Source organism: Paeniglutamicibacter antarcticus, assembly GCF_039544305.1.
Taxonomy (GTDB): domain Bacteria; phylum Actinomycetota; class Actinomycetes; order Actinomycetales; family Micrococcaceae; genus Paeniglutamicibacter; species Paeniglutamicibacter antarcticus_C.
The window spans coordinates 1-22,983 of the sequence record NZ_BAABLK010000022.1 but is presented as its reverse complement, the minus strand read 5'-3'; the positions used below and the strand labels follow the sequence as shown (position 1 = coordinate 22,983).

The window sequence follows — 22,983 nt, the reverse complement described above, 5'->3', positions numbered from 1 at the left end:
CCGGGCACACTTGAGGTAAGAAGCGGTTTCGGCCCACTGCCAGGCAACACCTGATCGGTGTCGCCACCACGCGCAGTGATCCACCGCCCAGGACAAGGAAGAAGACCCCCATGGAACTTGACTACATCATCGTCGGCGCCGGCTCGGCAGGAAACGTCATCGCCCGCCGCCTGCTCGACGCCGGAAAAAGCGTCGCAGTGCTCGAGGCCGGGACCCAGGACATCAACCCGGACATCGCCCACCTCTACACCCTTGGCCTGCTGTGGCACAGCGCGCAGGACTGGGACTACTACACCACCGAGCAGCCAGGTGCCTCCAACCGGCGCATCCACCTGCCACGCGGCAAGGTCATGGGAGGATCCCACGCACTAAATGCCACCATCTGGGTGCGCGGAGACAAAACAGACTACGCGAACTGGGAAAAGGAAGGCTGCGCCGGCTGGGGCTGGAAGGACGTGCTGCCGGTCTACAAGAAGATCGAGAACTTCGACGGGGGCGCCTCGGAGACCCGCGGGGACTCCGGGTTGCTCGATGTCGTGGAGGGTTTCGAGCGCAACCCGATCCAGGAAGACATGCTCGCCGGAGCGGTAGAGACCGGAATTCCGTTCAACGACGACTACAACTGCGGAACCGTCGAGGGCGTCTCGCGCATGCAGCTCACGGTGCGCGACGGAGAGCGCTTCAATACCTGGCACGCGTACCTCAAGCCCGTGGCCGAGAACCCGAACCTGCGATTGTTGACCGGAGCACACGTTCGTCGGCTGATCATCGAGGACGGAGGGGTCGTGGGTGTCGAGTTCGACCAAGACGGCGAACGCCAAGAACTGCGTGCCGGTGAAACCATCCTGGCCGCAGGCGCCATCAACTCCCCGGAGCTGCTGCTGCGCTCGGGGATCGGCCCGGCAGAGGAACTGCGGGCCACGGGCATTGAACCGATTCATGATCTGCCCGGGGTCGGCAAGAACCTGCAGGACCACCTGCTCTCCCCCGTCATCTTCACCACCGCGGCCAAGCCCGTACCCATGGGAGCGGTCGCCCCGGCTGAGGTACATTTCTTTGCCAAGAGCCGACCGGAGTTACCGGTTGCCGACACACAGCCCATATTCTTCTCGGTGCCCATGTACTCCCACGATTACGCGCCGGGTGAGATGACGGGTCCTGACAATGCGTTTTCGATGCTCGGTGGCCTGGTTCGCCCTAAAAGCCGTGGCCAGGTCACGCTCTCGGGACCGGGCGAAGACGATCCGGTCCTCGTTGACCTCGGTGCACTGCGCGAACAGGCTGACGCCGATGCCTTGGTGGCCTCGGTTCGCCAGTGCCGGGAAATCGGGCGCAGCCAAGCGCTCGCCGGGTGGGAGCCCACGGAGATCTTCCCCGGTCCGGAAATCGCCGACGCTGACCTTGAGCAATACGTCCGTGATTCGGTGGTCACCTATCACCACCAAGTCGGCACCTGCAAGATGGGCGTCGATGAACTGGCGGTGGTTGACCCAAGCACCTTCCAGGTCCATGGCCTGAGCGGATTGAGGATTGCCGACGCATCGATCATGCCCTTGGTCCCCACGGGAAACACCAACGCACCCACGATCATGATCGGCGAGCGCGCAGCGACAGCGATCATCGGCTGAGTACGCTCGGGAACCCGTAAGACGAGGGGAATGGAGCCTCCGGGCGCCATTTCCCCTCGTGCGCTCAGGAAGCTTCCGGCGCCGCGTCCTCCGATGGTTCGTCGTCCTCCGGATCGGCCCCACTCTCCATCGCGTTCTTCACTCGTGGGTCGGTGGGGACTTCGCCCTGCGGCGGCCGGTCATAGAACTTCTTGTAGCGTTCGTCCTCATGGTGGTTGTTGCCCATTACTTGCCTCCCGAAAAGGTTGGATAGCTCCACGGTGGCACCTGCCCGGGGCCTTGGCAACAGCCTTCGCCCAGCCAAGGGTCACCTCATCATTGCGAGTAGGTGATTTCCACCCGCCGGTTCGCAGCAAAGCTTGAGGGGTCCGAGGGGTCTTCGCGCACCGCCGGTTCGGTGGCGGCCATTCCCTTGACGCTCAAAGACAGGTCGGAGCGCTCATCGTTCAGGACCGCGGCTACTGCTTCGGCCCGGTCCTTGGACAGCTCCTTGTTGTCAACCTTTCCCGTGACCGAGTCGGTGTGGCCGTAAACCAGCACTTTCGCGCCCTTGGGAATCTTCTCCACGAGCGAGCCGATCTTGTCTGCGGCACTGCCGGGAAGCTTGGAACTATCGGGCGTGAACAAGATATCCGTGGACAGGCTGATCGTCGTCTCCCCGCTTTGGTCTCCACCTGCTCAACGGAATTCACGGCGTCATCGCTCGACCAGCTACGGACACTGCGGGACGGATCCCAGATGGTCACCGATTTGGCCAGTTGCACCGCGGTTGGCTCGGGGACATCCTGCGGGCCGTCGTAGGCGGCCTGGGCCGGTGCCACGTACAACCCGAACGCCACAACCGATGCCAATACCAGGATCGAACCCCTGCGTTTTGAGGTCATCGGGTCACCGGCACATCAGTGAATTCGGCCATGGCGTCGAGCACCCTCAGCTCGAAGGCGTCATTGTTGTCCTCCGGCGCTGCATAGAAACCCCACCAGATGACAGGCTCATGGTTGGTGGTCTTTGTGGTGGCGCGATTCGTGGCCCAATCTTGACCCGTATCGCTGATGAGCGAGTACTCCTTGAGGTTCTCCCGGTCGATCAACTTCGGATTGAACCTCGTGGAGCCTGTCGCCGCGTAGATGGAGACTGCTTCGGAGTCACTGATCGAGGTGAATTCGGGTGTCAGCACCAGCTGCAGGGTCATGGTCTGGCCTTCCACCTGCAAGGACTGCACACCGATGTTCACCTTGTCATTGGTTCCCGGGATCGAGTACTCCTGTTCGGCGATGACTGTTGAGGTGTCGACAGAGACCACGCGCGGTTCCGTTCCCTCGGCCGGCGCGTCTTGACCGGACTGCGCAGCGGTGCCTGCAGCACCCACCGAAGCAGACGCTGCAGGCTCTTCACTCGATGCAGTGCATCCGGTCAGCAGAGCAATAGCCAAGATGCATGCGGCACCCAACGAAATGGTCTGCTTCATTTTTGCTCCAACGACAGAAGGACGCAAACGGGACGTGACGACCCGCCGACACACCGGCGGCATAGTAACTACCCATCATCGCGGATGCTCCCGCAGATGGCCAGAGTAAGTCGACCAGTCTCAGCTTCACTCCTCAGGCGTGTCATCTGTAGCTGCCCCAGCCCACCGCAGCACCTTCAAGGCGCGCAAGGAAATGCCACCGGCTCTGCGCTGCGCCCGTCACATCGACCAGTCGGTAGGCCATCAAGCCCCGCCGTCCAGTCTCAGGAGAGCACGTTCTTGCTGGCAAACCTGCCGTAGGCCAAGGCTCCGAAAACCACCAGGTACCCGCCTTGCAACAAGGCATTCTGCCCGAAGCTCGTCCAACGGATCGGATCACGCAACAGGTCGGCAAAGCCGAGCCAATGCTCGGTGAACAGCCACGGATGCAACCACTCGAGTTGCGGCAGTTGGCCCAGGATCTGCGCGGTAACAGCCAATAAGGCGATGGCAGCCATGGCGCCGACCGGCACGTCGGTCAGCGTCGAGACGAACAGGCCCACCGCGGCAAGGCCCAGCAGCGACACCCCCACATAGACGACGATCAATCCCACGCGCAGCAGCGCCGCACCCACGGAAATAGTCGTCCCGGACAGCAAGCTCACGGGCCCCACCGGAAAAAGCAGCGCCCCGATGCCCAGCCCGCACACGGCCACCATCAGCGCAGCTGCAAGGCAATAGATGGCTGCCACGGTGAATTTCACCAACAGCAGGCGCGGACGCGAAACGGGGGCAGTGAGCAAGTAGCGCAGCGTCCCGGTGCCGGCCTCACCGGCAATGGTGTCCCCGGCAATCACGGCAACGGTCAGCGGCAAGAAGAGCGGGATGCACACCAGCATCCCGGTGATCGCAACAAACAGGCCGTTGCCGGCCACTTGGTCGAGGAATGGCGGTCCGTGCCCGTTGGTCGGGCTGGAAGTCAGCCTTACCGCCACTGCGATGAGCACCGGGACCGCCCCCAAGGCCAGCAGCATGGCCCAGGTGCGGCGGCGCCTAAACAGCAACACGATTTCATTTCTCAGCAAGGAACTACTGGACAAGGTCGAACCCCTCCCCGGTCAGCGCCACGAAACGCTCCTCAAGGCTCGATTCGTCAAGGGCGAAGCCCCTTACCCGTGCCCCGACTGCTACAAGTTCTTCCACCAGCAGTTCAGCTTCCGGGGCTCCGGTTTCCAGGGTGGCCGTGACTATCCAGTCTTCGCCCTCGGGTAGCGGGCCAACCTGCGCCTCAACGCCCAACCTGGCCAGCGCCGCGATGGCCACCTCTGCATCAGGGGTCCGTACGCTGACCTTCGATCGACCTTGGGACCGGAGCTCTTCCAAGGTCCCTTGGGCCACCAGGTTTCCCGCGCTCATTACCGCGACGTGGCTGCACATGTGCTCGATCTCGGACAAGAGGTGGCTGGAGACAAACACCGTGCTCCCGTCATCGGCCAAGGCCCGGATCAAATGCCGCACCTCCCGGGTTCCCTGCGGGTCCAGCCCGTTGGTTGGTTCATCAAGGACCAGCAGCTCGCGTTCGCGCACCAGCGCATGTGCTATCCCCAGGCGTTGCTTCATACCCAGCGAATAGGCGTGGACGGCAAGTTTAGCGGCTCTTCCCAGCCCTACCTTGTCCAATGCGCCATCCACGCGGCGGGATCGGGATTCAACCTCGGAAGTGCGATCGGCCGCATCAAAACGCATGAGGTTGGCACGTCCGGAAAGGAAGGGATAGAAAGCCGGTCCCTCGATCAGTGCACCAACACTTGGCAAAACCGTGGCCGCTGCGGCGGGCATGGATTGACCCAGCAGCGAGATACTTCCTTCATCGGGTGTGATTAGACCGAGAAGCATTCGGATGGTGGTGGTCTTGCCCGAGCCGTTGGGTCCCAGAAAGCCAAACACAGCTCCGCGAGGCACCGTCAGGTCCAGGTCCGTCACGGCGTTCCGTTTCCCAAAGCTCTTGCTCAGGCCGGTGGTGTGGATCGCAGCGGCCCCGATCTGAGGCATGTGCTCCACCTACTCGTTGGCCGCGGCCTGCAGCCGAGCTGCGGAAACCGAGCCGAGAATCATGCGCCCGTCGGGCGTGATCAGGACGTTGAGCAGGGAGGTATGCAGAAGCTTTCCTCCCTCAACGGGTGTGGCCAACTGTCCCAGCAGACCGTCACCGGAAAGGTCCTCGGGTACGTCCTTAGCAGGCAGCACCACGATGGATTCCCACCCCGAGCCTACGATGTTTTCCTCGGGCATCATGGCATTCTTCGTGTGTTCGGTGGTCTCCTTGGATCCGTTGTGTAGCCCCAGGGATTGTTGCGGAAAATCGTATTCACTGACGCTTGCCCCCTCGGGAGGGGTGAATTCAAAGACCTCGGCGTCTGGAGCTTCCGGAGTGAATGAGGTGAATCCCGTGGTGATCGCAGGTTCCTGCTGTCCCACCGCGTCCACTACCACTTCCAAGGGTGCTCCCGTCGCAGCGTCCACCCCGATGCTCACCTTGGCGATCAATGAATCGCCACTTCGAGGGACCAGTTCCAGGGTGTAGGCATCACGGCCGGCCACGCGGGTTGAATCCTGCACGGTGATTTCGGTGTCTTGCCCCATGGTCTGAAGGAACTTATCAGCCATCTCCCCCGGGCTCGTGGGCACGGCGGCGTTCCGGGCAGGTTTCTCCCCGGAGTGCTCGGGCAGCGTGGAGTGGACGGCAGTGTTTTCTTCGGAGTCGTACTTCCAGAGCGTGGAGCCGTTGCGGATGAAGTTCTCTTCCCCCATGCCGTCCATCACCTGGATGCGGGACTTCTCCGGCCCATCGGCATAGATCCGCGCCTCGTGGGTTCCGGAGAGCGAGGAGAGCACTTTCAACAGCTCCGTGTCGGTTTGCGTACCGGTTGCCGGCGCGGCTGACGGGTCGCTCAAAGGCTCGGCGCCCGGCGGCGGCATCAGTCCGGAATCGCCCAGCGAGGGGATCTGCGGGATCCCCAGGTCGAGCGTGGCGCGTGCTTCCCCGGAGAAGTCCGTCACCGAGGATTCGGCAATCATCTCCACAAGCTGCTGCGGTGTCTTGGGTTCCAGTTTCACTTGCGCGGTGGCGGAGATCGAGACTCCTGCCACCACGGCCACCACCACCGCCGGCGCCAGCACAGCCGGTATCCACTTCCTGAGTACAGCAGCTTTCATGACCATCGATTCCTCGTTTACCTCGCTTTAGTACCCCCTACGGTACGCCGATGGCCGGGAGATGGCGATGGCTCCATGAACTTCGCGCCGATCGAGGCATAGGTCCAGCACGTGGACGTGGTTGCTAATCGAGGGCGATGCCACGCCTGCGGGCCGCCACCACCGGACCGGCGAGCAGCGCCGAGCCCAGCAGAACCAACACGCCCACGGAGAACGGTCCATACGCGCTCTCTCCCACAAGTTCGGGCAGGTTCAGCAAGATGATTCCCAGGAAGGCCAGCAACCCCAGCAGGCCCAGTGCCGGGGCGATCCGTCGCTGCCATCGCGAACCTCCCGGCTCCTTGGTGCCAAAGAAGACCAAGACGGCAATGGAGGTCAGCGCCAGCAGCAGGACGATGCCAACGGAGGAAATCCCTCCGAGCCAGGTATAGAACTGGCCAATCGGATCCAACCGGAGAAGAACTGCGCCGGCAACCAAGACCGCCGAGGTCACCGAGGCCACCAAAGAGGCCTTCTACGGAGCTCCCAGAACCGGATGCGCGCTACCCAGATGCGTCGGCAGCACACCTCGGGCGCCCAACTGGAAGAGGTAGCGCGAAGCGATGTTGTGGAATGACAGGATGCAGGCGAACAGGCTGGTCACGAATACTAGCTGGACGACGTGCCCACCGGCGGCCCCGAGATAGGTCTGGGTGGTGGGTTGCAGGATGGTTCCGGGGTTGTCGTTGGCGCTGATCAGCACCCAGCTGGAGACCGTGTAGAAGACGCCGATGGTAATCAGCGAAATATAGGTTGCCCGCGGGATGGTGCGGTCCGGATCCTTGGCCTCATCGCGGAACACGGCCGTTGCCTCGAAGCCGACGAAGCTCAGAATCGCGAACAGTATCCCCATGCCCGGTGCGCCGGAGAGAATTTCGGAGGGCGTGAGGATCCCTGTTGCGAAGCCCTCGGGACCGCCACCGGACACGAGGACCGCCGCGTCGAGCACCAGCATGATCGCTACTTCTGCGATCAGCAGCACCGCCAGCAGCTTCCCGGATAGCGCGATGATCCTATAGCCCAGCCAGGCCACAACGATGAAACCGGCGGCCGCTCACATCCACCACGGCAGCTCGGGTCCGAAATGCGCGAATACCCCGGCTTCCAACCCCAGGTACCCCGGCCAGGCCGCAAAAGCCGCGCCCAAGCCGAACCCCCTCCTGCCATAGGCGTAGAAAGCCCCGGCAGTTGGCACGAATCGGGTCATTTGGGTAAAGCCCACGGAGAATTACAGAAGCACCACGGTGGAGAGAACGAAGGAGAAGGGAAAGCCGGCGCCGTTTCCAACCGCGATACCCAAGGGGACCGCACCACCGATCACTCCCAAGGGCGATGGCACGGCAACAACGTTGAAGACGATGGAGCCAACGCAGAGGTTCCCGCGCAATCGGGCACGTGGTGCTTTAGTATCAGGTCCCGGAGACGGGGAAACGAGGGTCTGTTGCTGCGACATGCGGGGCTACTCCAAACGGAAGTTCATGGTGGGGAATTCGAACCACGTTAGGTTTTGCGCAGGGCGTTGGGCCTGAGGGTGTCCGCACATCGCCTTCAAAGACGGCAGATGGCGCATTCCGGGCAGCTGCCGGCAGCTTCATGAGACACCCGAGGCCATCCTCCGCCATTCGGCCGTCACGTTTCGCAGTGAACCACCGGCTCGGACCGGGTCCCGTTGTTTGTGCTCTCTGCTGGGACGCAGCCGATAAGGCATCCACGGCGAACGCCCCCAGTGAGGGACGAGCCGTTCGAGTCGGGTGTTGACAATGGTGCGCGAAGAGTCAGGCCTTCGCGATTGCTTCCTTCAGCGCGGAGAGGATCAACGCGACCGAGGCGGGGTTGGCATTCGGGCCCATGAGCCCAATACGCCAAACAGTGCTGGCGAATTTGCCGACGCCTCCACCGATCTCGATGTTGAAGCGCTCCAGTAGGTAGGAACGGACCTTGGCCGAATCCACGCCCTCGGGAACATACACGGTGGTCAGCTGCGGCAAGCGGTGGCCTTCAGCGGCGAAGAGCTTCAGCCCCATCTCCTCCAAACCGTCCTGCAACGCCTTTCCCGCGGCTTGGTGCCTTGCCGTCACGTCTTGGAGACCTTCGGCCAGGATGCGATCGATGCCTGCCTCGAGCGAGGCGACCATGGCAACCGGTGCTGTGTGGTGGTAGGTGCGCCCGCCACCGGAGGTTCCGGTGGCATACCCGCCAAGCAGGCCAAGGTCCAAGTACCAGGACTGCGGCTTTTGAACTCGTCGGGCGAAGGCACCGTCGGAAATCGTGAAGGGAGCCAATCCAGGTGCCACGCCAATGCACTTCTGCGTTCCGGCGTAGGCGACATCGACACCCCATTCATCGACCTTTACCGGCATGCCGCCGATCGAGGTCACCGCATCCATGATCAACAGCGCGTCGCCCTTAATGGCACCGAGTGCGGCGAAGTCGGAGATGACCCCGGTGCTGGTTTCGGCGTGCACACCGGCAATGACCGTGGGGTTAGGGTGGGCATCGGCGACGCGCTGGGCATCGATGGGGGTGCCGTACTCATGGTCGACGCGGACCACCTCCGCGCCAACGCGGGAGGCCACCTCACACATCCGCTCACCGAAAAGGCCGTTGACGGCGATAACCGCCACGTCCCCGGGCTTCATGGTGTTCACGAACGCGGCTTCCATTCCCGCCGAGCCCGTGCCACTGAGCGGCAAGGTGCGCGTGTTTTCGGTTCCCCATAGGGTGCGCAGGCCGTCGCAGGCGCGGTCCATCCGGGCAATGAATGCCGGGTCGAGGTGACCCAACAGCGGCAGGCCAAGCGCCGAGGTCGCTTCGGGGTAGGGGTTGCACGGGCCGGGACCGAAGAGGTGGCGGACTGGAACGATCTGGGTCATTTGATCTCTCTTTTCTCACTGCGATCCATAGATGGTTTAGGCCCAGCCTATGCCAGAGCCCGTCGTGATCCGTGCACGTGCAGTGATCGTTTAAGCAGGCTAGGAGGATATGCCGAGACGGCTTTCCTCGCCCTGGACTGCACCCGACGCCCAGAGGCCAATTGTTCTGGGCGTCGGTGCTGCATCATCCTTTTTCAGCAGGCTGCTCCGGTGCCGCGAGGGCAGCCTCTGCGGCCTGGTCTTCCTGCTCGGCGCAGGATGCTTCGGCAGTCTCCTCCCGCTTCGGAGGGGCCATGCCCACGGTGGTTCGCAACGGCGTGCCGCGAACAGCCAGGATCGCAATCAGCGAGATGACCGCAATGACCGCGGCGATCATGAAGATCGGCCCGAAGGCATCGGCGTAGGAATGGTGGAAGACCTCCCGCACCGGCGCGGGCAGTCCGCTGATATCCAGCTGGGTATCGCCCGATCCCCCCGCGGTCGCGTTCTTCGTGATGCCGAGTTCGCCCAACCCGGCGGCGATGTTGCTGCCAACCCGGGTGGTCAATACCGCGCCGAGGATTGAGACTCCGATGGCACCGGCCAAGGAACGGAAGAAGGCGATGGCGGCCGAGGCCGCACCGACCTCGGTGACATCGACGGTGTTCTGGACCGCCAGCACCACATTCTGCACCAGAGTGCCGACGCCCAGTCCCATCAACGCCATGAAGATGGCCACGAACAGGTAGGAGGTGTTGTGGTCGATGGTTCCCAGTCCGGCAAGCCCGATGACCATCAGTACGCTGCCCACGAGCATCACCGGCTTCCACTGGCCCATCTTGCTGACTATCTGCCCGCCGACCGTGGAGGAAAGAAGCTGTCCAAGGATCATCGGGATCGTCATCAATCCGGCCTGTGTCGGGGTGACCCCGGTACCCAGCTGGAAGTACTGGGTCAGGAAAACACCCGAGCCGAACATGCCGACCCCGGCGCCGAGACTGGCCACGATCATCCATGCCGCTGTCTTGTTGCGCAGCACCCGGATCGGGATGATCGGTTCCGGGACCCGCAACTCCACGATCACCGTAAGTGCCGCCAAAACCACGAAGGCCACGAGGAAGAGCGCGGACTGCCAAGAAATCCAATCGTAGTCGTTTCCAGCAAAGGTCACCCACAGCATCGGCAATGCTGCGGTGATGGCAATCAGGACGCTGCCCACGTAGTCGATCTTGATGGTCCGGTGGGCCTTGACCGGCAGATGGAGCTTCATCTGGATCAGGATCAAGGCGACCACCGCCAGCGGCACCGGGACGTAGAAGCACCAGCGCCAGTTCAGCGTATCGGTGATCACCCCGCCCAACAGCGGCCCGGAAACCGTGGCCACCGCCATCACGCCGCCCATGTAGCCGGCGTAACGGCCACGTTCCTTGGGTGCGATGATGGTGCCCATGATGGACTGCACCAGCGCCATCAGGCCACCCATGGCAACCCCCTGGACGGCGCGCGCGCTCATCATCGTGGTGATGTCCGTGGCAAGGCCCGCGGCAATGGAGCCGGCGACGAAGAGCAGGATCGCGATCTGTGCCAGGGTCTTCTTGTTGAACAAGTCGGAGAGCTTTCCCCAGACCGGCGTGACAACCGTCATCGCCAGGAGGCTGGCCGTGATGACCCAGGTGTACTGCCGTTGTGTCCCATCCAAGTCGGCCATGATGGTCGGCAGTGCGGTGGAGACGATCGTTGTTGAAATCATCGCGGTGAACAACGCCGCTAGCAGGGCAGTCATGATCTGCAGGATTTCCTGGTGCGTGTATACCTTGTGTTCGGTGGCGCTTGGGGCCATGGGCTTGGCTGCAGTCATCCGGGGGTCTCGCTTTCGTTGACTTCTTGTGCAGCTGCTGGGGCCGGCACTACCTCGGTCGATTCTTCTGGCAGGGTCAGCGCACGGAGATGGACGTTCAGGGTTTTCAAGAGACTGATCGCGTTCCGCGACTCCTCTTGGGACCAACCATCCAAAGACTCAGCGAACCTCTGCACGGCGCTGCTCTCGCTTTCCGCAAGTCTCATGCGCCCCTGGTCGGTGATGGATATGAGCGAGGCCCTTGCGTCCAACGGGTCCGGACGACGCTCGACCATCCCCTCGGCTTCCAAGGAGTCAACGGCGCGCGACGCCACGGGTGCCGAGATGAGGAGCCGGTGGGCCAATTCGCCCAGACGGGAGTCGCACGTACGAAGATGCTGCAGGAAGCCGAACCTTGTTCCGCTGAAGCTTTGTTCGCCACTGCGTTGTCCTGCGATTCGGAACGTACGACTGATTTGCACCATTTCCGAGAGTATCTTGCCGGCATCGTCGTAATCAATCACATTCATCTCCTTTACGAACAACAAACTACGCTAACTTACTTATCCAAGGTAATCAATGCCGGCGAAGAGCGCCGAACCTGCGGACGAATGCCATACTGGTGTCCTGGTCGCGTACCCCACGCTCCCAAGCAGCCGGTCGCGAGGCTTATGCAAGTGCCTGCCGAACCACCACGGAACAGGAAAAGGATCCCTTCGATGAAAGCCTTCGTCATTCCACAATCCGGAACCCAAGCCATCGAGTCCGCCGAGGTTCCCGTGCCACAGCTCGCTGCCGATGAACTATTGGTGCATGTCCGGGCGGTAGGCGTCGGAATCCATGACTCGTATTTCCTGCCCAGCGAGCCAACCTACCCATTTCCGATCGGGATCGAAGCCGCGGGCGACATTGAGGCCATTGGCAGTTCCGTCACCGGGTACCAGCCCGGGGAACGCATTGCATTCGTGAGTTCGATGCAGCCCAAGGGAGGCACCTGGGCCGAGTTCGTCGCGGTCAAGGCAACATCGCTGATTATCCCGATACCCGCCACCATGGACTACATCTCGGCAGCAGCGGTGCCGGTGGCAGGCAACACGGCACTGAAGGCGTTCGGGGTCTTGACCACTGTCCGTGCCGGCGGTTCACTCTTTATTGCCGGCGGATCAGGGGCAATCGGCACATTCGCGATCCAGCTCGCCCGCCAGCGAGGGTGGCGCGTCGCGGCCTCCGCCTCGAGCGCCAACCATGAATACATGCGGGAGCTCGGCGCCGAAAAGACTGTTGACTACCACGACTCTGACTGGCAACAGAAAGTACTTGAGTGGATGCCCGGCGGCGTCGACGCGGCATTGGCAATACAACCGGGCACCTCGGCCCAAAGCCTGCCCGTGGTGAAAGACGGCGGCTCGCTGGTTTCCGTTTCCGGGGACTCAGTGAGCTCCGAGCGCGGCATCCTCATGCAGGGGATCCCCTACCAGATGGACGTCCAAGACGACATTGCGAAACTCATGATGGCCGTGACCAGCTCAGAAATACGCTTGGAGGTCGAGCGGGTCTACCCCTTCGATGAGGCCCGCGACGCCTTGGCAAAGGTGCAGACCCGGCGCGCGCGGGGCAAGATCGTCTTGCGCCTCGAATAGGGGCATAACCTTGGCCATCTCTACCCGTAGCTAGCCCCTATTCGCAGCACCCCTGCAGCTCCATGAAGCGCGCGTGGCTTGCCTAGCGACCCGCAAACGCCTCTCCGTAGCCCTGCACCTAGGACAGAGCGCTACATCAGTCACCGGACAAATGACTTCGCAATCATTCCGGTATAACTCTGACAAGATTTGCTTGCGACCCCTCGCGCCTGACTCAACGGTGGGATAAGTTGAAAGAATCGGCGACGTGGGACAGGTACTTTAGGACGGAGTAGAGAATTGGGCGTGGATAGGGAGGAAAGAGCGGTTAGGCCTGTCGAATTCCGTCGCGATCACCAACTCGATCTCTACGATGCACAGATCGTAACGAACGTGACCGGCCGGAGCGCAGCCACGCGAAAAAGACTCGCCAACGGGCGTGAGACGCGCGCCTTTTTGGATGCGGCTTTGGACCTCACGACCGACTTCTTGACCCCTGAAGCGTCGGCTCGCTCGTTATTGGATGACGAAGAAGATGCGCGCCTGGTCATGCCTTTTCTTTCCCGCCGAAAAGTCTTGAAAAAGGCCAAGGAAAACTACGGCAGGGGTTTTCCGCTTAGTGAAAACATGCTCCGACATCGCTGGAATACGCATAGCGATTTTCTTGCTGACTTTGTCTCGTACGCGCTCTCCGACAAATACTGGACCCTTCACGATGCGATCTGTCGCCAGGCGGAGAGCTTGCTAACCACCACTGAAGCATTCACTGCAGCTGTCCACAAGGCCGCCTACGAAGATCTTCTATTGGTCTTTGAACTCCCTGCTTTCAAATTTCAATTGCTAGCCGTGGCCACAGCACAGGCAGACTTGTCGTCAGCCCAATCCTTGGTTCGAATGTACGACAGTCTCTCGGAGTTGTGGACGAGCATGTACGAAAAGGTCTTTGATCACTATGGATTTAAATTCAGGCCAGGGATAACAGCGGAAGACATCAACATTCTGCTGCAGGCAACTTCTGAAGGGCTCGTACTACGCCTGCTGTCCGGTGTCAATGAACCTTTGCTCGATCATGAACGGCAGACTTCTTTGCTGGGAACAGCGGCCCTTTCGTTCTTTTTCTCGCTCGTCGACCCCGGCGACAAACTGACTCTTGAACAAGCCGTGGAACAAGCTGTCGGTCAGCTACGCCATAAATAACATTCGAATCACCCCGCTGAGCATAGTTAAAAGCTAAGGAACGGGCCGCCGGCTACCCCCCGTAGCGCGACACTCCCGCTCCAACACTGATTGGTCTTGACTGTTATTCAAGACCCTGCCCTACCGGATGGAAGCCAAAGAGGCTCTACTGGTTTATAACGTGCCAGCCAAACGATGGTAAGAACACCAATGCTTTGGTTGCATTTGAGCAACTGGCAATCGGCCATTTCCATGTACCGGTCAAGGCCGCATTTCCGTTACCGGATCGGCTTCCCCCCAAGGTCGACCCGTACATCGAAAACTCGGATTGCCACACTCTCGTGCAACCATTGCTCTCATCCAAACAAGAAACAAAGCTCCCGTCTACACTCGGGTGGGCTCACCTCACTGGGTCCACCCAAGTGGGTTCCATTATTTTCAACGGTTAAATCCGCCTCGAAACGAGGCTTTCGGCCTGCCGTGCTTGAGCTTGGTCCACTCCAACGTGTCTTCTCCGGCTCGATCAACGAACTCTCGAACACAGGATCTGCAAAACCAGCACCGTAGACTTGTGCCATGACAGCCGGCGATATCACCTTCCACACGCGAAAATGGGTACGTCCCGAAGACCTCAATGCCAACGGCACGCTCTTTGGCGGTAGCCTGCTGCGATGGATCGACGAGGAGGCTGCAATCTACGCCATCGTCCAGCTGGGCAATGGCTTCGCCGTCACCAAGTACATGTCCGAGATCAACTTCGTTTCCTCCGCACAACAGGGCGACCTGATCGAGATGGGCCTGACCGCCACTGCCTTCGGCCGCACATCCTTGACCATGCGCGCGGAAGTACGGAACATGTTTACGCGTCAGTCCATCCTGACCATCGAGAAGATCGTGTTCGTGAATATCGGCTTGGACGGGACGCCTACGGCCCACGGATACTCCGAGATCACCTACGACCGGGATCGTCTTCCCGGGGAGCATCTCAAGATCAAAGACCTCGAGTGCTGACTTCGCGCCGTCACTGGCCTGCAACGGTTTCCCCCTGTGCATCTACGCCGCGGCGCTGCATTCATCGATTGCGCCTAGAGGTGCGGCTCAATCATGAACGTGCTGCCACAACGCCAGCGCCTGAAACCGAGACAACTAGGGCACCTGGTTCTGCAGATCATTCCCTCTACCCTGGCCCGCCCATTGGCAGCACATCGCCTCTGAAGGTGCGGTTCACTAAGCCCTCTTGATCGCGCGGAAGACTCCTCCGCCCCACTGGACACCCGTGCGCATACTCCATAGTTCGCAAGGCTTGATGGTTCCCAGACGAACTTTGTGGCACGGCGGGACGTATTCATCATCCAGTTTTCCGTCTGCCAAACGTGGCCACAGTTCGTCATTGGTCCGAAAGATGTTTGCCATGACCTCGCAATCACAATAGCCTCCGAGTTCAGGGAACCTGCGTTCCATGGCGGTAGCCCGAGGCGCGCGCATGTCGCGGTATGTCGTGCACCACTTCAACCCGCTGCACCCGTGCTCCAGCATCCGGTTGAGATAGCAGGCAAGACACTCGTAACGCGGCGGCAGCAGCCGCTTGACCATCTTCAGTGCGTCCTCAAGCTCCGTGACCGTGTACTGTTCCATGGCAAACTCCTTGCTTCAGCGGAGTCTTCAGCATGGTGCCTGCATAGTGCCCGCAACCCGAATACGTGCCCGCGGTGTTCATAAACAACTCGAAGCCAAGTATCGAAACGGCTGTGCGTGGAAGCTAAGCTCCTGCAGGAATCAGGACTTGTCCTGGAACCGAACGATCCGCTCGATGGCCTCGGTGACGGCTTGGTATCCGGCGGCGAAGCTCAATCGCACGTGGGAGTGCCCATTGACTCTGTCGAAGTCGTCGCCGGGAACAATGGCCACCCCCTCGATTTCGAGTAATGCGGCGCAATAGGCCGCAGCGTTTGCATGGGACCCGAGCTTTTCTCCCAGGTCCGCATAGAGATAGAAAGCGCCGTCGGCAGGTGCGCTTTCACCCCAGCCCAGGCGGTCGATCGAGTCCAGCACCGCGGCGCGGGTCCGCGCGAATTCAGCCACACGGGCCTCTGCCTCTGCGTAGGAAGCCTCGGTGAACGCCGCCAACGCGGCGTATTGCGCCGGCGCTGGTGGGCAGAGGGCGACGTTGCCGGCCAATGCATCAACGGTTGGGAGCATGTCATTAGGTACCAGCGCCCAACCCAGCCGCCAACCGGTCATGCCCCAGTACTTTGAGAAACTTGAAATCACGATGGTGTCGGCGTCCAGCTCCCAGGCGCTGACCGAGCGGCGGGTGGCGGTTCCGGGTTCAGGGTAGTCAATGCCGTGGTAGATCTCGTCGCTGATCAGTCGGACTCCGCGATCCTTGCACCAGTTGGTGAGCAGGGCCAGTTCGTCCCCGGAAACCATGGTGCCCGTGGGGTTTGCCGGTGAGGCAAGCATCAGGCCGTCGAGCGCCCCGTGTTTTTGCCAAGCTGCTTCCAACAGTTCCACCGTGGGTTGGTACCGGGATTCTTGACCCGCGGCGAGCTCCACCACTTCAATGCCCAGCGTGCGCAGGATGTTGGCATATGCGGGGTATCCGGGGCGCGCGAGTGCGACCTTGTCTCCCGCATTGAAGGCAGAAAGGAACATCAGAAGGAAGGCGCCGGAGCTGCCGGTGGTCACCGCGACATTTTTGGGGGAAACTTCAATGTTGTACCAGCGTTTGTAGTGTTCAGCGATGGCAATGCGCAGCTCGCGGATTCCCAATGCAGGGGTGTACGTGAGCGCGGTGCCTGCCGTGTGGATTCGCGCAGCACGCTGCGAGACCGCGCTGGGAGCACCATCCCCCGGTTCACCGGCACACAAGGAAATGATATTCCGGCCCTCGGCCCGCAATTGTGCGACGCGATTCAGGATATTCATGACCTCAAACGGCGAAACCTTGGCTCGATCCGCGACCTTCAAACTGCGCTGCACGCTTCCTCCAGGTATTGGCGCCTTAGTGCTCCACCCTCCTAAGGGTGTCACATGCTGTAGGAGGAAAGGCCGAGAGCCCAACGGCAGCAAACTCCGACGGGCCCTCGAATGAGGTGCCGGGGCGCACTTTACGCCTTGGCGTCGGCTGCAATGTCGTTCTTGCTTGACTTCATGTCCAGGCCCTGGACCTGGCCGATCAGGTCTTCCAATGCTTCGGCCGGCAACGCACCGGGCTGGGAGAAAATCAGGATCCCGTCGCGGAATGCCATAAGCGTGGGGATCGAAGTGATATTTGCTGCTGAAGCCAGCTGCTGCTGAGCCTCGGTGTCGATCTTGCCAAAAGTGATCTGGGGGTACTTTTCGCTGGCCGCTTCAAACACCGGCGCGAAGTTGCGGCAGGGTCCGCACCACGCGGCCCAGAAGTCCACCAGTACGGTACCGGGCTGGGCAAGGACGGATTCGAAGTTCGTTTCGTTAAGTTCAATGGAAGCCATGGATGCTTCATCCCTTCGGAGGTCTAAGTTTAGCGTGGACCGGTTTCGTGTCCACAGATGACACAACTATACCCGTGGGGGTATTATTCCCTGTAGTTGTTTCCAACATTTACCAAGGAGTCATTTATGTGCCAGAAGATTACCTGCGACACCTGCGGCAAGCCAACCTGGGAAGGTTGCGGCGAACACATTGAAGAGGCTCTCGGCGATGTCGCTGTTGCTGATCGGTGCACCTGCAAGTAACAACGCCTTCAGGCGATGGACCCGGCCGCATGCCGGGCCCATCGCAGGTTGTCTGGCTAAACCGTTTGCGTATGTATGCAACCTACCGAAGGCCACCCATCGAGGCGGCGAAGGTAATAGCGCATGGGAAAGTGACGAAGGGCGCGCGGCAGGATGCGCATCGCAACCCGCGCATATGACAGAACCATATCCATCCTGCGTTGCTCGCGTGGACCGAATGCGAACCCATACATGGTGCGAACCTGCTCGGGTAGCAGCCCGATGCTCATGAGCCGGACCAGCGGCATGGCGAACCGCGTCCAAAGCGGCGCGTTCTTCGCCGCCAGCAGTTCGTGAGCCACCTCGCGAACCGCAGGGTCAACCCGCAAGTCCTCCAGGGTGCGTGCCCAGTACTTTGCGAAGTCGGCTCTTGTCGCCGGCCAGAGGTGTGCGGGCATGCCAAGTTCGGTGCCCAGCAGCGCGTAGTCCCGGTACAGTGATTCGGCCGTATGATCATCCAGGCCGGGGAAGAGCGCTTGCTGGATCTGCATCGCCGAGTCGTAGAGCGTGGCGGCGACCCATAGCTGGAGCTTCGGGTCCCGCGCCGAATAGGCCGGATGCGAGCCGTCCTTGGCCGCCGGAGCCTTGACCGGGGCGTGGGCGGCGTGGACCCTGGCCCTGACCTTGGCGCGGTGCGCCTCGGTGCCGTTGCTCAGTGCGTAGATATAGGTCAGCGTGCCGTTGAGCCGGCCCATGGGGTTGGCGGCGAAGTCCGAATGCCGAGCTACCCCGTGCCCGACCCCCGGCAGCGCAAGCTGCAAAAGAATCGCGCGGCCGCCACCGAGCAAGTAGGCGGATTCCGGGGCGAAGCGTGAGAGCACGCTTCCGGGATGCGCGTCCTGATCCTTGGTCGTGGTCGAATCCGCAGCCATCACTGTCCTACTTCGCGCTCGGTCGCATCGTGTGCTGGGACAGGATCGAGACGCGGTTGAATGCACTGATGGCGATGGAGTCCCACTGGATCGCGGATAACTGTGCATCCTTGAGCACCAGCCCCGAGGCAGCGAGCTCGCTGATCCGGGTTTCGGAATCCGGCAGCGTGGTGGTCGCCTCTTCCACGGAAAGGGCTGCGGCTTCCAGCTCGCTGAACAACGCGGTCTCCCGCCAAGTGGCCAGCACCGCGAGGCGCTGGCTGGTCTCGTCGGCTTCAAGCACCATCTTCGAGTGCATATCCAAGCAACAGGCGCACCCGTTGAGATGGGAAATGCGAACGTTGATCAGCTCGATGAGCTTGTGCTCCAGCCCGGCCGCGGTCCCGGCCTCCTTGACCTTCAGTGAGAACGTGTTCAGCATCTTCCAGCTTCCGGGGTCCGATTCGTCCAGGTAAAACGGATCCGGCAATGACATTCGAAAACCTCCCACGAAGATGAGCCCGCACCGAGGCAGCGCAATGGTTACTCGGTTGCAGCCAATTGGCCGCAGGCGCCGTCGATTTCCTTGCCGCGGGTGTCACGCAGCGTGGTGGGCACCCCGGCCGATTCCAGTCGGTCGATGAACTCGGCGGTGACGTCGGGCTCCGAGGAAGTCCAGACGGAGCCGGGGGTCGGGTTCAGCGGGATCGGGTTCACGTGCACCCAGCCGCGACCACGTGCATTGAGCTTTCGGGCCAGCATGTCCGCACGCCAGCCGTGGTCGTTCATGTCCTTGATCAGCGCGTACTCGATCGAGACGCGGCGACCGGTCTTCACGTAGTAGGCGTGGGCGGCGTCCAGTGCTTCGTCGACCTTCCAACGCGAGTTCACCGGAATCATTTCGTCGCGCAGCTCGTCATCCGGGGCGTGCAGCGAGAGTGCGAAGGTCACCGGGACGCCTTCCTCCGTCAGCTTCTTGATGCCCGGAACCAGTCCGACGGTGGAGATGGTGATGCCACGGGCGCTCATGCCTAAGCCCTCGGGCGCCTCGTCGACCATTCGGTGCACGGCATTCATGACGCGCTTGTAGTTCGCCAGCGGCTCACCCATGCCCATGAAGACGATATTGCTAACGCGTTCGGCGTCGTGGCCGCCGTCGCGGCGCTTGCCACCAAGGCCGCCCTCGGCGATCACGCGGTTCGCCTGGACGATCTGGTCAAGGATTTCCGCCGCAGACATATTGCGGGTCAGACCGGCCTGGCCGGTGGCGCAGAACGGGCAGTTCATGCCGCAACCGCACTGGCTGGAAACGCACAGGGTCACCCTGCCCGGGTAACGCATGAGCACGGATTCAACGAGCGAGCCGTCGAAAAGTCGCCACAGGAACTTCACGGTGTCGCCGTTGTCCGTGGTCAGTCTCTTGACCTCGGTGAGCAGCTTGGGGAACATGACCTCGGCGATCTCGGCGCGACGATCCTTGGGAAGGTCGCTCATCGCTTCGGGATCGGTGGTGTAGTGCTGGAAGTAGTGGACCGAGAGCTGCTTGGCACGGAAACCGGGCAGGCCCATTTCCTTGAGCTTCGCGGCGCGCTCATCAAGGGTCAGGTCGGCGAGGTGCACCGGCGGCTGCGAGACGCGCGCCTTGGCGGTGAACTGCAGCTGCGGGCGACCGTCATCGCCCATGGCCTGCTTCCACCCTTCGGCGGTGGGTCGCACTTGGGCGCGGCCTTCGGCCTTGGCCCGGGATTCGGAGATGCGCATCTGTTGGGCGCCCTGGGCTGCGGCTTGGGCCGCTGCCTGGGCAGCGCGGCGGGACGCCGCCTCGTCTGCATCAGGCGCAGTAGCGGCAGGCACGGTCACTGGGGTCATTTCGGGGGAAGTCATCACCTCCATTCTTCCATGCATGTCCAGTCCATGGGCGGTGAGATTGGGCACCACCGGTGGTCGACGGTTCAGGACGGTGAATCGACGGCGACCATCAGTTGCCTGACGGCCACTTTCAGCCATCTCACCAAACGCAGTACGATGCGAGAAAGTTCTCGGATATACAGCCACAGCGTCCGACAGGGCCACGAACAGTCACTGTCAGACGTCTGACAGCCAGATGCAACGTACCCACCTGGGCCTGAAGTCCTACCAAGCAGAGCGCGGACCACAACCCTTACCAACATGGATTCCCACACACTGGCGATTTTCCTTCTACCGACTGGCCCGCATGACCAAAACGTCCAACGTTGGTCGGTTCCACACAGCCAGGCCGCAAAGCTCTCGAAAGACCCACCACACGCGGCTCACTAGTGCTTTGCCCAGCTTGGGAGCGTAGCGTGAGGATCATGGACGCCACGCTACTTCACACAGACGTATTGGTCATCGGTGCCGGGCCCACGGGCCTCATGGCAGGGGCGTGGCTACAGAAGTTCGGGATCGATTCAAAGGTCGTGGACCTGAAAACCGGACCGACCAAGGAATCCCGTGCTCTGGCTTTGCAGGCTCGCAGCATGGAGATCTACCGGCAACTGGGTCTCGACGACGAGGTCAAGGCACGCGCCGTGCCCACCGGAGAACTGCGCCCCGGTATCGGGCCCCGCAACTTCAAAAGCATCAAGCTCAACCGGCTTGGCTACGCCCAGACGCACTTTGCCGGACTGACGATGCTCGAGCAAAGCGCCAACGAGGAATTGCTCGCCGAACACCTTAAGGCGAGCGGCAACGAGGTCATGTGGGAGCACGGATACGATTCCTTCGAGGACACCGGGGACCGATTGCTCATCAAGTGCACCTCACCGCAAGGTCCCGTGCATATTTCGGCGCGCTACGTCATTGCCGCGGACGGCGCTTCCTCCCCGATCCGGGAGTCCTTCGGCATCGCCTTTGACGGAACCACCGACGACGAGGTCTTCTACGTACTTGACGCCCAAGGGGTCTCGGGCATGGGCTCGGGTATCAACCTGCGCTTTTCCGATGAGAACTTCATGCTCGGATTTCCCATGGGCAACGATGAATCCGGTGGTGAACGCCGCCGGCTGCTGGGCATCCTGCATGAACCCAAGGGGACCGAGAAATCGGCACCGGCGGTGGACGAGGGTCGGGCCAGGGCCAGTCTCCGCAACGAATTCGGGGTCAGGTACAGCTCGACATCTTGGTTTGCCACCTACCGGGTGCACCACCGGGTCGCCGAGCATTTCAGCCAGGACAAGGTCTTCTTTGCCGGGGACGCCGCACACATCCATTCCCCCGTTGGCGCGCAGGGCATGAACACCGGGCTGCAGGACGCGCACAACCTGGTGTGCAAGATGGCCGATGTCTTTTCCGGGCGCATGCCCGAGACATACCTGCAACGCTACGAGCTCGAGCGCAGGCCGGTGGCATTGCGTTTGGTCTCCACCACAGACAAGCTTTTCAGCGCGGCAACCTCCAACTCGCTCTTGGCGCGCACGGTGCGCACCCGTGCGTTGCCAATCTTCTGGCCGCCGGCCCTCCGGCTGGTCGGCAGGATCCCCGCCGGACGCCGCTTCTTCGGGTATCTCTCACAGATCCGGATCCACTACTGGATGGATGACCGCTCCCGGGACCGTGCAACCTTGGCCACCGGGTTCGCACGGACGCGGCGCCGCGGCAAGGTGTTGGGCCGCCGCCTACCGTGGGTACCGATCCGCACCGGTGAGTACCCTGATAACTTCGAGGTGCTCAATGACGCCAAGTGGCAGGTGCACACCTACGGCCCTGCGGGCACCGAGCGCGGGGAAGCCCTGGCCAATGAATACGGGGTATCGCTTCACAAGTTTGCCGCGGCCCCCAAACGCCGGTTGCCCAACGGGTCGGTGGTGCTGGTGCGTCCGGACATGTTTGTGGCCCACTTCGAGCAGGCTGCAAGCTAGCAGCTGCTTTCCTACAATTGGTGGCGCCGTGATTACCGGTCCGTATTCAGCGGAGCGGCAGTGACAGCTCAAGCCCCATCTGATGGCGGGCGCCTAGGCGTATTCGGGCAGGCTCCCCGGCGGTACTTCCACCTGCCGGGAATCCTTCTGTCTGACCATCCCCGGTAACGGTGGAGCGGTCGACGTGTAACCATGCTGACTGGGAGTGGTGATGCCGATGCTATGCCGGACCCCTGGAACGGGGTGTTCCTCCCAATCGGGGGCTTCCTTGGTCGCATTGCACGAAGCACATCGCCCCGAAGCATTCACTGCCGTGGTCTTACCGCCCTTGCGGACCTGGACAACGTGATCCAGATGCTCGATACGCCCGTTGCAATACGGTGTTCGGCAATACTGGTCCCGGATGGTGATGAAGCGTTTCAGGTTCCCCGCAAACTTACGTCCCTTGGATTCCATGGCGACCAGCTCCCCGCTCAACGGATCCGTGTAGAGGCGCCGCACCCAGGTATCAAGCGGATCCTCGGGGTTCCCGACAAAGATCTCCCGGGCCTTGGTAGCACTGAGGTGCCCGTAGCCGGGAACCAACACCGGCTCACCGCCACCGGCGGTGAAGGTCTTCTGCGCCATCACCAGACACAGGGCCACCGGGATGCTGCCGCCGGCCTTGATGCCGGTGATCGAT

Annotated in this window: 24 protein-coding genes; 5 read left to right on the top strand and 19 right to left on the bottom strand. The window is 61.6% G+C overall.

The window, feature by feature from the left end:
- The first annotated feature begins 110 nt into the window (after positions 1 to 110).
- On the top strand, positions 111 to 1,628 hold the full coding sequence (locus ABEA12_RS05100) for a GMC family oxidoreductase (RefSeq protein ID WP_210099540.1): 1,518 nt from the start codon (positions 111 to 113) through the stop codon (positions 1,626 to 1,628).
- 64 nt (positions 1,629 to 1,692) lie between these two features.
- Here the strand turns inward: ABEA12_RS05100 and ABEA12_RS05095 are convergent, their stop codons facing one another.
- The 12 genes from ABEA12_RS05095 to ABEA12_RS05040 all read right to left on the bottom strand — a co-directional run bounded on the left by ABEA12_RS05095 (position 1,693) and on the right by ABEA12_RS05040 (position 11,543).
- Positions 1,693 to 1,854: a hypothetical protein gene (locus ABEA12_RS05095; RefSeq protein WP_210099539.1), complete on the bottom strand. Its 162-nt coding sequence runs from the start codon at positions 1,852 to 1,854 to the stop codon at positions 1,693 to 1,695.
- An 89-nt stretch (positions 1,855 to 1,943) separates the two neighbouring features.
- Positions 1,944 to 2,255 (bottom strand): OmpA family protein, encoded by a 312-nt coding sequence (locus ABEA12_RS05090; protein ID WP_210099538.1) that lies wholly within the window; start codon positions 2,253 to 2,255, stop codon positions 1,944 to 1,946.
- 253 nt (positions 2,256 to 2,508) lie between these two features.
- Positions 2,509 to 3,096, bottom strand: coding sequence for a hypothetical protein (locus ABEA12_RS05085; protein WP_210099537.1), 588 nt, complete (start codon positions 3,094 to 3,096; stop codon positions 2,509 to 2,511).
- A gap of 263 nt (positions 3,097 to 3,359) precedes the next feature.
- Complete coding sequence (locus ABEA12_RS05080) at positions 3,360 to 4,160, bottom strand: ABC transporter permease (protein WP_345467103.1); 801 nt, start codon at positions 4,158 to 4,160, stop codon at positions 3,360 to 3,362.
- A gap of 4 nt (positions 4,161 to 4,164) precedes the next feature.
- On the bottom strand, positions 4,165 to 5,127 hold the full coding sequence (locus ABEA12_RS05075; RefSeq protein ID WP_210099536.1) for an ABC transporter ATP-binding protein: 963 nt from the start codon (positions 5,125 to 5,127) through the stop codon (positions 4,165 to 4,167).
- A 9-nt stretch (positions 5,128 to 5,136) separates the two neighbouring features.
- Positions 5,137 to 6,291: a LolA family protein gene (locus tag ABEA12_RS05070; RefSeq protein ID WP_210099535.1), complete on the bottom strand. Its 1,155-nt coding sequence runs from the start codon at positions 6,289 to 6,291 to the stop codon at positions 5,137 to 5,139.
- 124 nt (positions 6,292 to 6,415) lie between these two features.
- On the bottom strand, positions 6,416 to 6,793 hold the full coding sequence (locus ABEA12_RS05065) for a hypothetical protein (RefSeq protein ID WP_210099534.1): 378 nt from the start codon (positions 6,791 to 6,793) through the stop codon (positions 6,416 to 6,418).
- Positions 6,794 to 6,805: 12 nt separating this feature from the next.
- The gene (locus ABEA12_RS05060; protein ID WP_210099533.1) at positions 6,806 to 7,363 is read right to left on the bottom strand and encodes an APC family permease; all 558 of its coding nucleotides are present in this window, start codon (positions 7,361 to 7,363) and stop codon (positions 6,806 to 6,808) included.
- A 195-nt stretch (positions 7,364 to 7,558) separates the two neighbouring features.
- Positions 7,559 to 7,783 carry a hypothetical protein gene (locus ABEA12_RS05055; RefSeq protein WP_210099532.1) on the bottom strand — a complete coding sequence of 75 codons (225 nt, stop codon included), beginning with the start codon at positions 7,781 to 7,783 and terminating at the stop codon, positions 7,559 to 7,561.
- Positions 7,784 to 8,105: 322 nt separating this feature from the next.
- Positions 8,106 to 9,203 carry a pyridoxal-phosphate-dependent aminotransferase family protein gene (locus ABEA12_RS05050; RefSeq protein WP_210099531.1) on the bottom strand — a complete coding sequence of 366 codons (1,098 nt, stop codon included), beginning with the start codon at positions 9,201 to 9,203 and terminating at the stop codon, positions 8,106 to 8,108.
- A gap of 184 nt (positions 9,204 to 9,387) precedes the next feature.
- Entirely contained in the window at positions 9,388 to 11,040 is a 1,653-nt protein-coding gene (locus ABEA12_RS05045) for an MDR family MFS transporter (RefSeq protein ID WP_210099530.1), read from the bottom strand.
- A complete protein-coding gene (locus tag ABEA12_RS05040; RefSeq protein WP_210099529.1) occupies positions 11,037 to 11,543 on the bottom strand; it encodes a MarR family winged helix-turn-helix transcriptional regulator in 507 nt (168 codons plus the stop codon). The genes ABEA12_RS05045 and ABEA12_RS05040 overlap by 4 nt, the downstream gene beginning before the upstream one ends.
- A gap of 195 nt (positions 11,544 to 11,738) precedes the next feature.
- Between ABEA12_RS05040 and ABEA12_RS05035 the strand changes: the two genes are divergently transcribed.
- The 3 genes from ABEA12_RS05035 to ABEA12_RS05025 all read left to right on the top strand — a co-directional run bounded on the left by ABEA12_RS05035 (position 11,739) and on the right by ABEA12_RS05025 (position 14,825).
- On the top strand, positions 11,739 to 12,659 hold the full coding sequence (locus ABEA12_RS05035) for an NADP-dependent oxidoreductase (protein WP_210099528.1): 921 nt from the start codon (positions 11,739 to 11,741) through the stop codon (positions 12,657 to 12,659).
- Between the two features lie 285 nt (positions 12,660 to 12,944).
- Positions 12,945 to 13,835, top strand: coding sequence for a hypothetical protein (locus ABEA12_RS05030; protein WP_210099527.1), 891 nt, complete (start codon positions 12,945 to 12,947; stop codon positions 13,833 to 13,835).
- 555 nt (positions 13,836 to 14,390) lie between these two features.
- Positions 14,391 to 14,825, top strand: a complete 435-nt coding sequence (locus ABEA12_RS05025) for an acyl-CoA thioesterase (protein ID WP_210099526.1) — start codon at positions 14,391 to 14,393, stop codon at positions 14,823 to 14,825.
- A 216-nt stretch (positions 14,826 to 15,041) separates the two neighbouring features.
- On the opposite strand, the gene ABEA12_RS05020 is transcribed toward ABEA12_RS05025, so the two are convergent.
- The 6 genes from ABEA12_RS05020 to rlmN form a co-directional block, all read right to left on the bottom strand.
- Positions 15,042 to 15,449, bottom strand: coding sequence for a DUF2695 domain-containing protein (locus tag ABEA12_RS05020; protein ID WP_210099525.1), 408 nt, complete (start codon positions 15,447 to 15,449; stop codon positions 15,042 to 15,044).
- Between the two features lie 141 nt (positions 15,450 to 15,590).
- The gene (locus tag ABEA12_RS05015) at positions 15,591 to 16,796 is read right to left on the bottom strand and encodes a pyridoxal phosphate-dependent aminotransferase (protein WP_345466763.1); all 1,206 of its coding nucleotides are present in this window, start codon (positions 16,794 to 16,796) and stop codon (positions 15,591 to 15,593) included.
- A 128-nt stretch (positions 16,797 to 16,924) separates the two neighbouring features.
- Entirely contained in the window at positions 16,925 to 17,290 is a 366-nt protein-coding gene (gene trxA, locus ABEA12_RS05010; RefSeq protein ID WP_210099524.1) for a thioredoxin, read from the bottom strand.
- A 299-nt stretch (positions 17,291 to 17,589) separates the two neighbouring features.
- Positions 17,590 to 18,444, bottom strand: coding sequence for an oxygenase MpaB family protein (locus ABEA12_RS05005; protein ID WP_210099523.1), 855 nt, complete (start codon positions 18,442 to 18,444; stop codon positions 17,590 to 17,592).
- Positions 18,445 to 18,451: 7 nt separating this feature from the next.
- Positions 18,452 to 18,919 carry a carboxymuconolactone decarboxylase family protein gene (locus ABEA12_RS05000; RefSeq protein WP_210099522.1) on the bottom strand — a complete coding sequence of 156 codons (468 nt, stop codon included), beginning with the start codon at positions 18,917 to 18,919 and terminating at the stop codon, positions 18,452 to 18,454.
- 47 nt (positions 18,920 to 18,966) lie between these two features.
- Positions 18,967 to 20,184: a dual-specificity RNA methyltransferase RlmN gene (rlmN, locus tag ABEA12_RS04995; protein WP_345467100.1), complete on the bottom strand. Its 1,218-nt coding sequence runs from the start codon at positions 20,182 to 20,184 to the stop codon at positions 18,967 to 18,969.
- 572 nt (positions 20,185 to 20,756) lie between these two features.
- On the opposite strand from rlmN, the gene ABEA12_RS04990 reads away from it, so the two are divergent.
- Complete coding sequence (locus tag ABEA12_RS04990; RefSeq protein ID WP_345467097.1) at positions 20,757 to 22,301, top strand: FAD-dependent monooxygenase; 1,545 nt, start codon at positions 20,757 to 20,759, stop codon at positions 22,299 to 22,301.
- A gap of 93 nt (positions 22,302 to 22,394) precedes the next feature.
- Here ABEA12_RS04990 and ABEA12_RS04985 read toward each other — a convergent pair.
- Positions 22,395 to 22,983 (bottom strand): HNH endonuclease (locus ABEA12_RS04985; protein ID WP_425571736.1); only part of this gene is annotated, 589 nt, incomplete at its 5' end.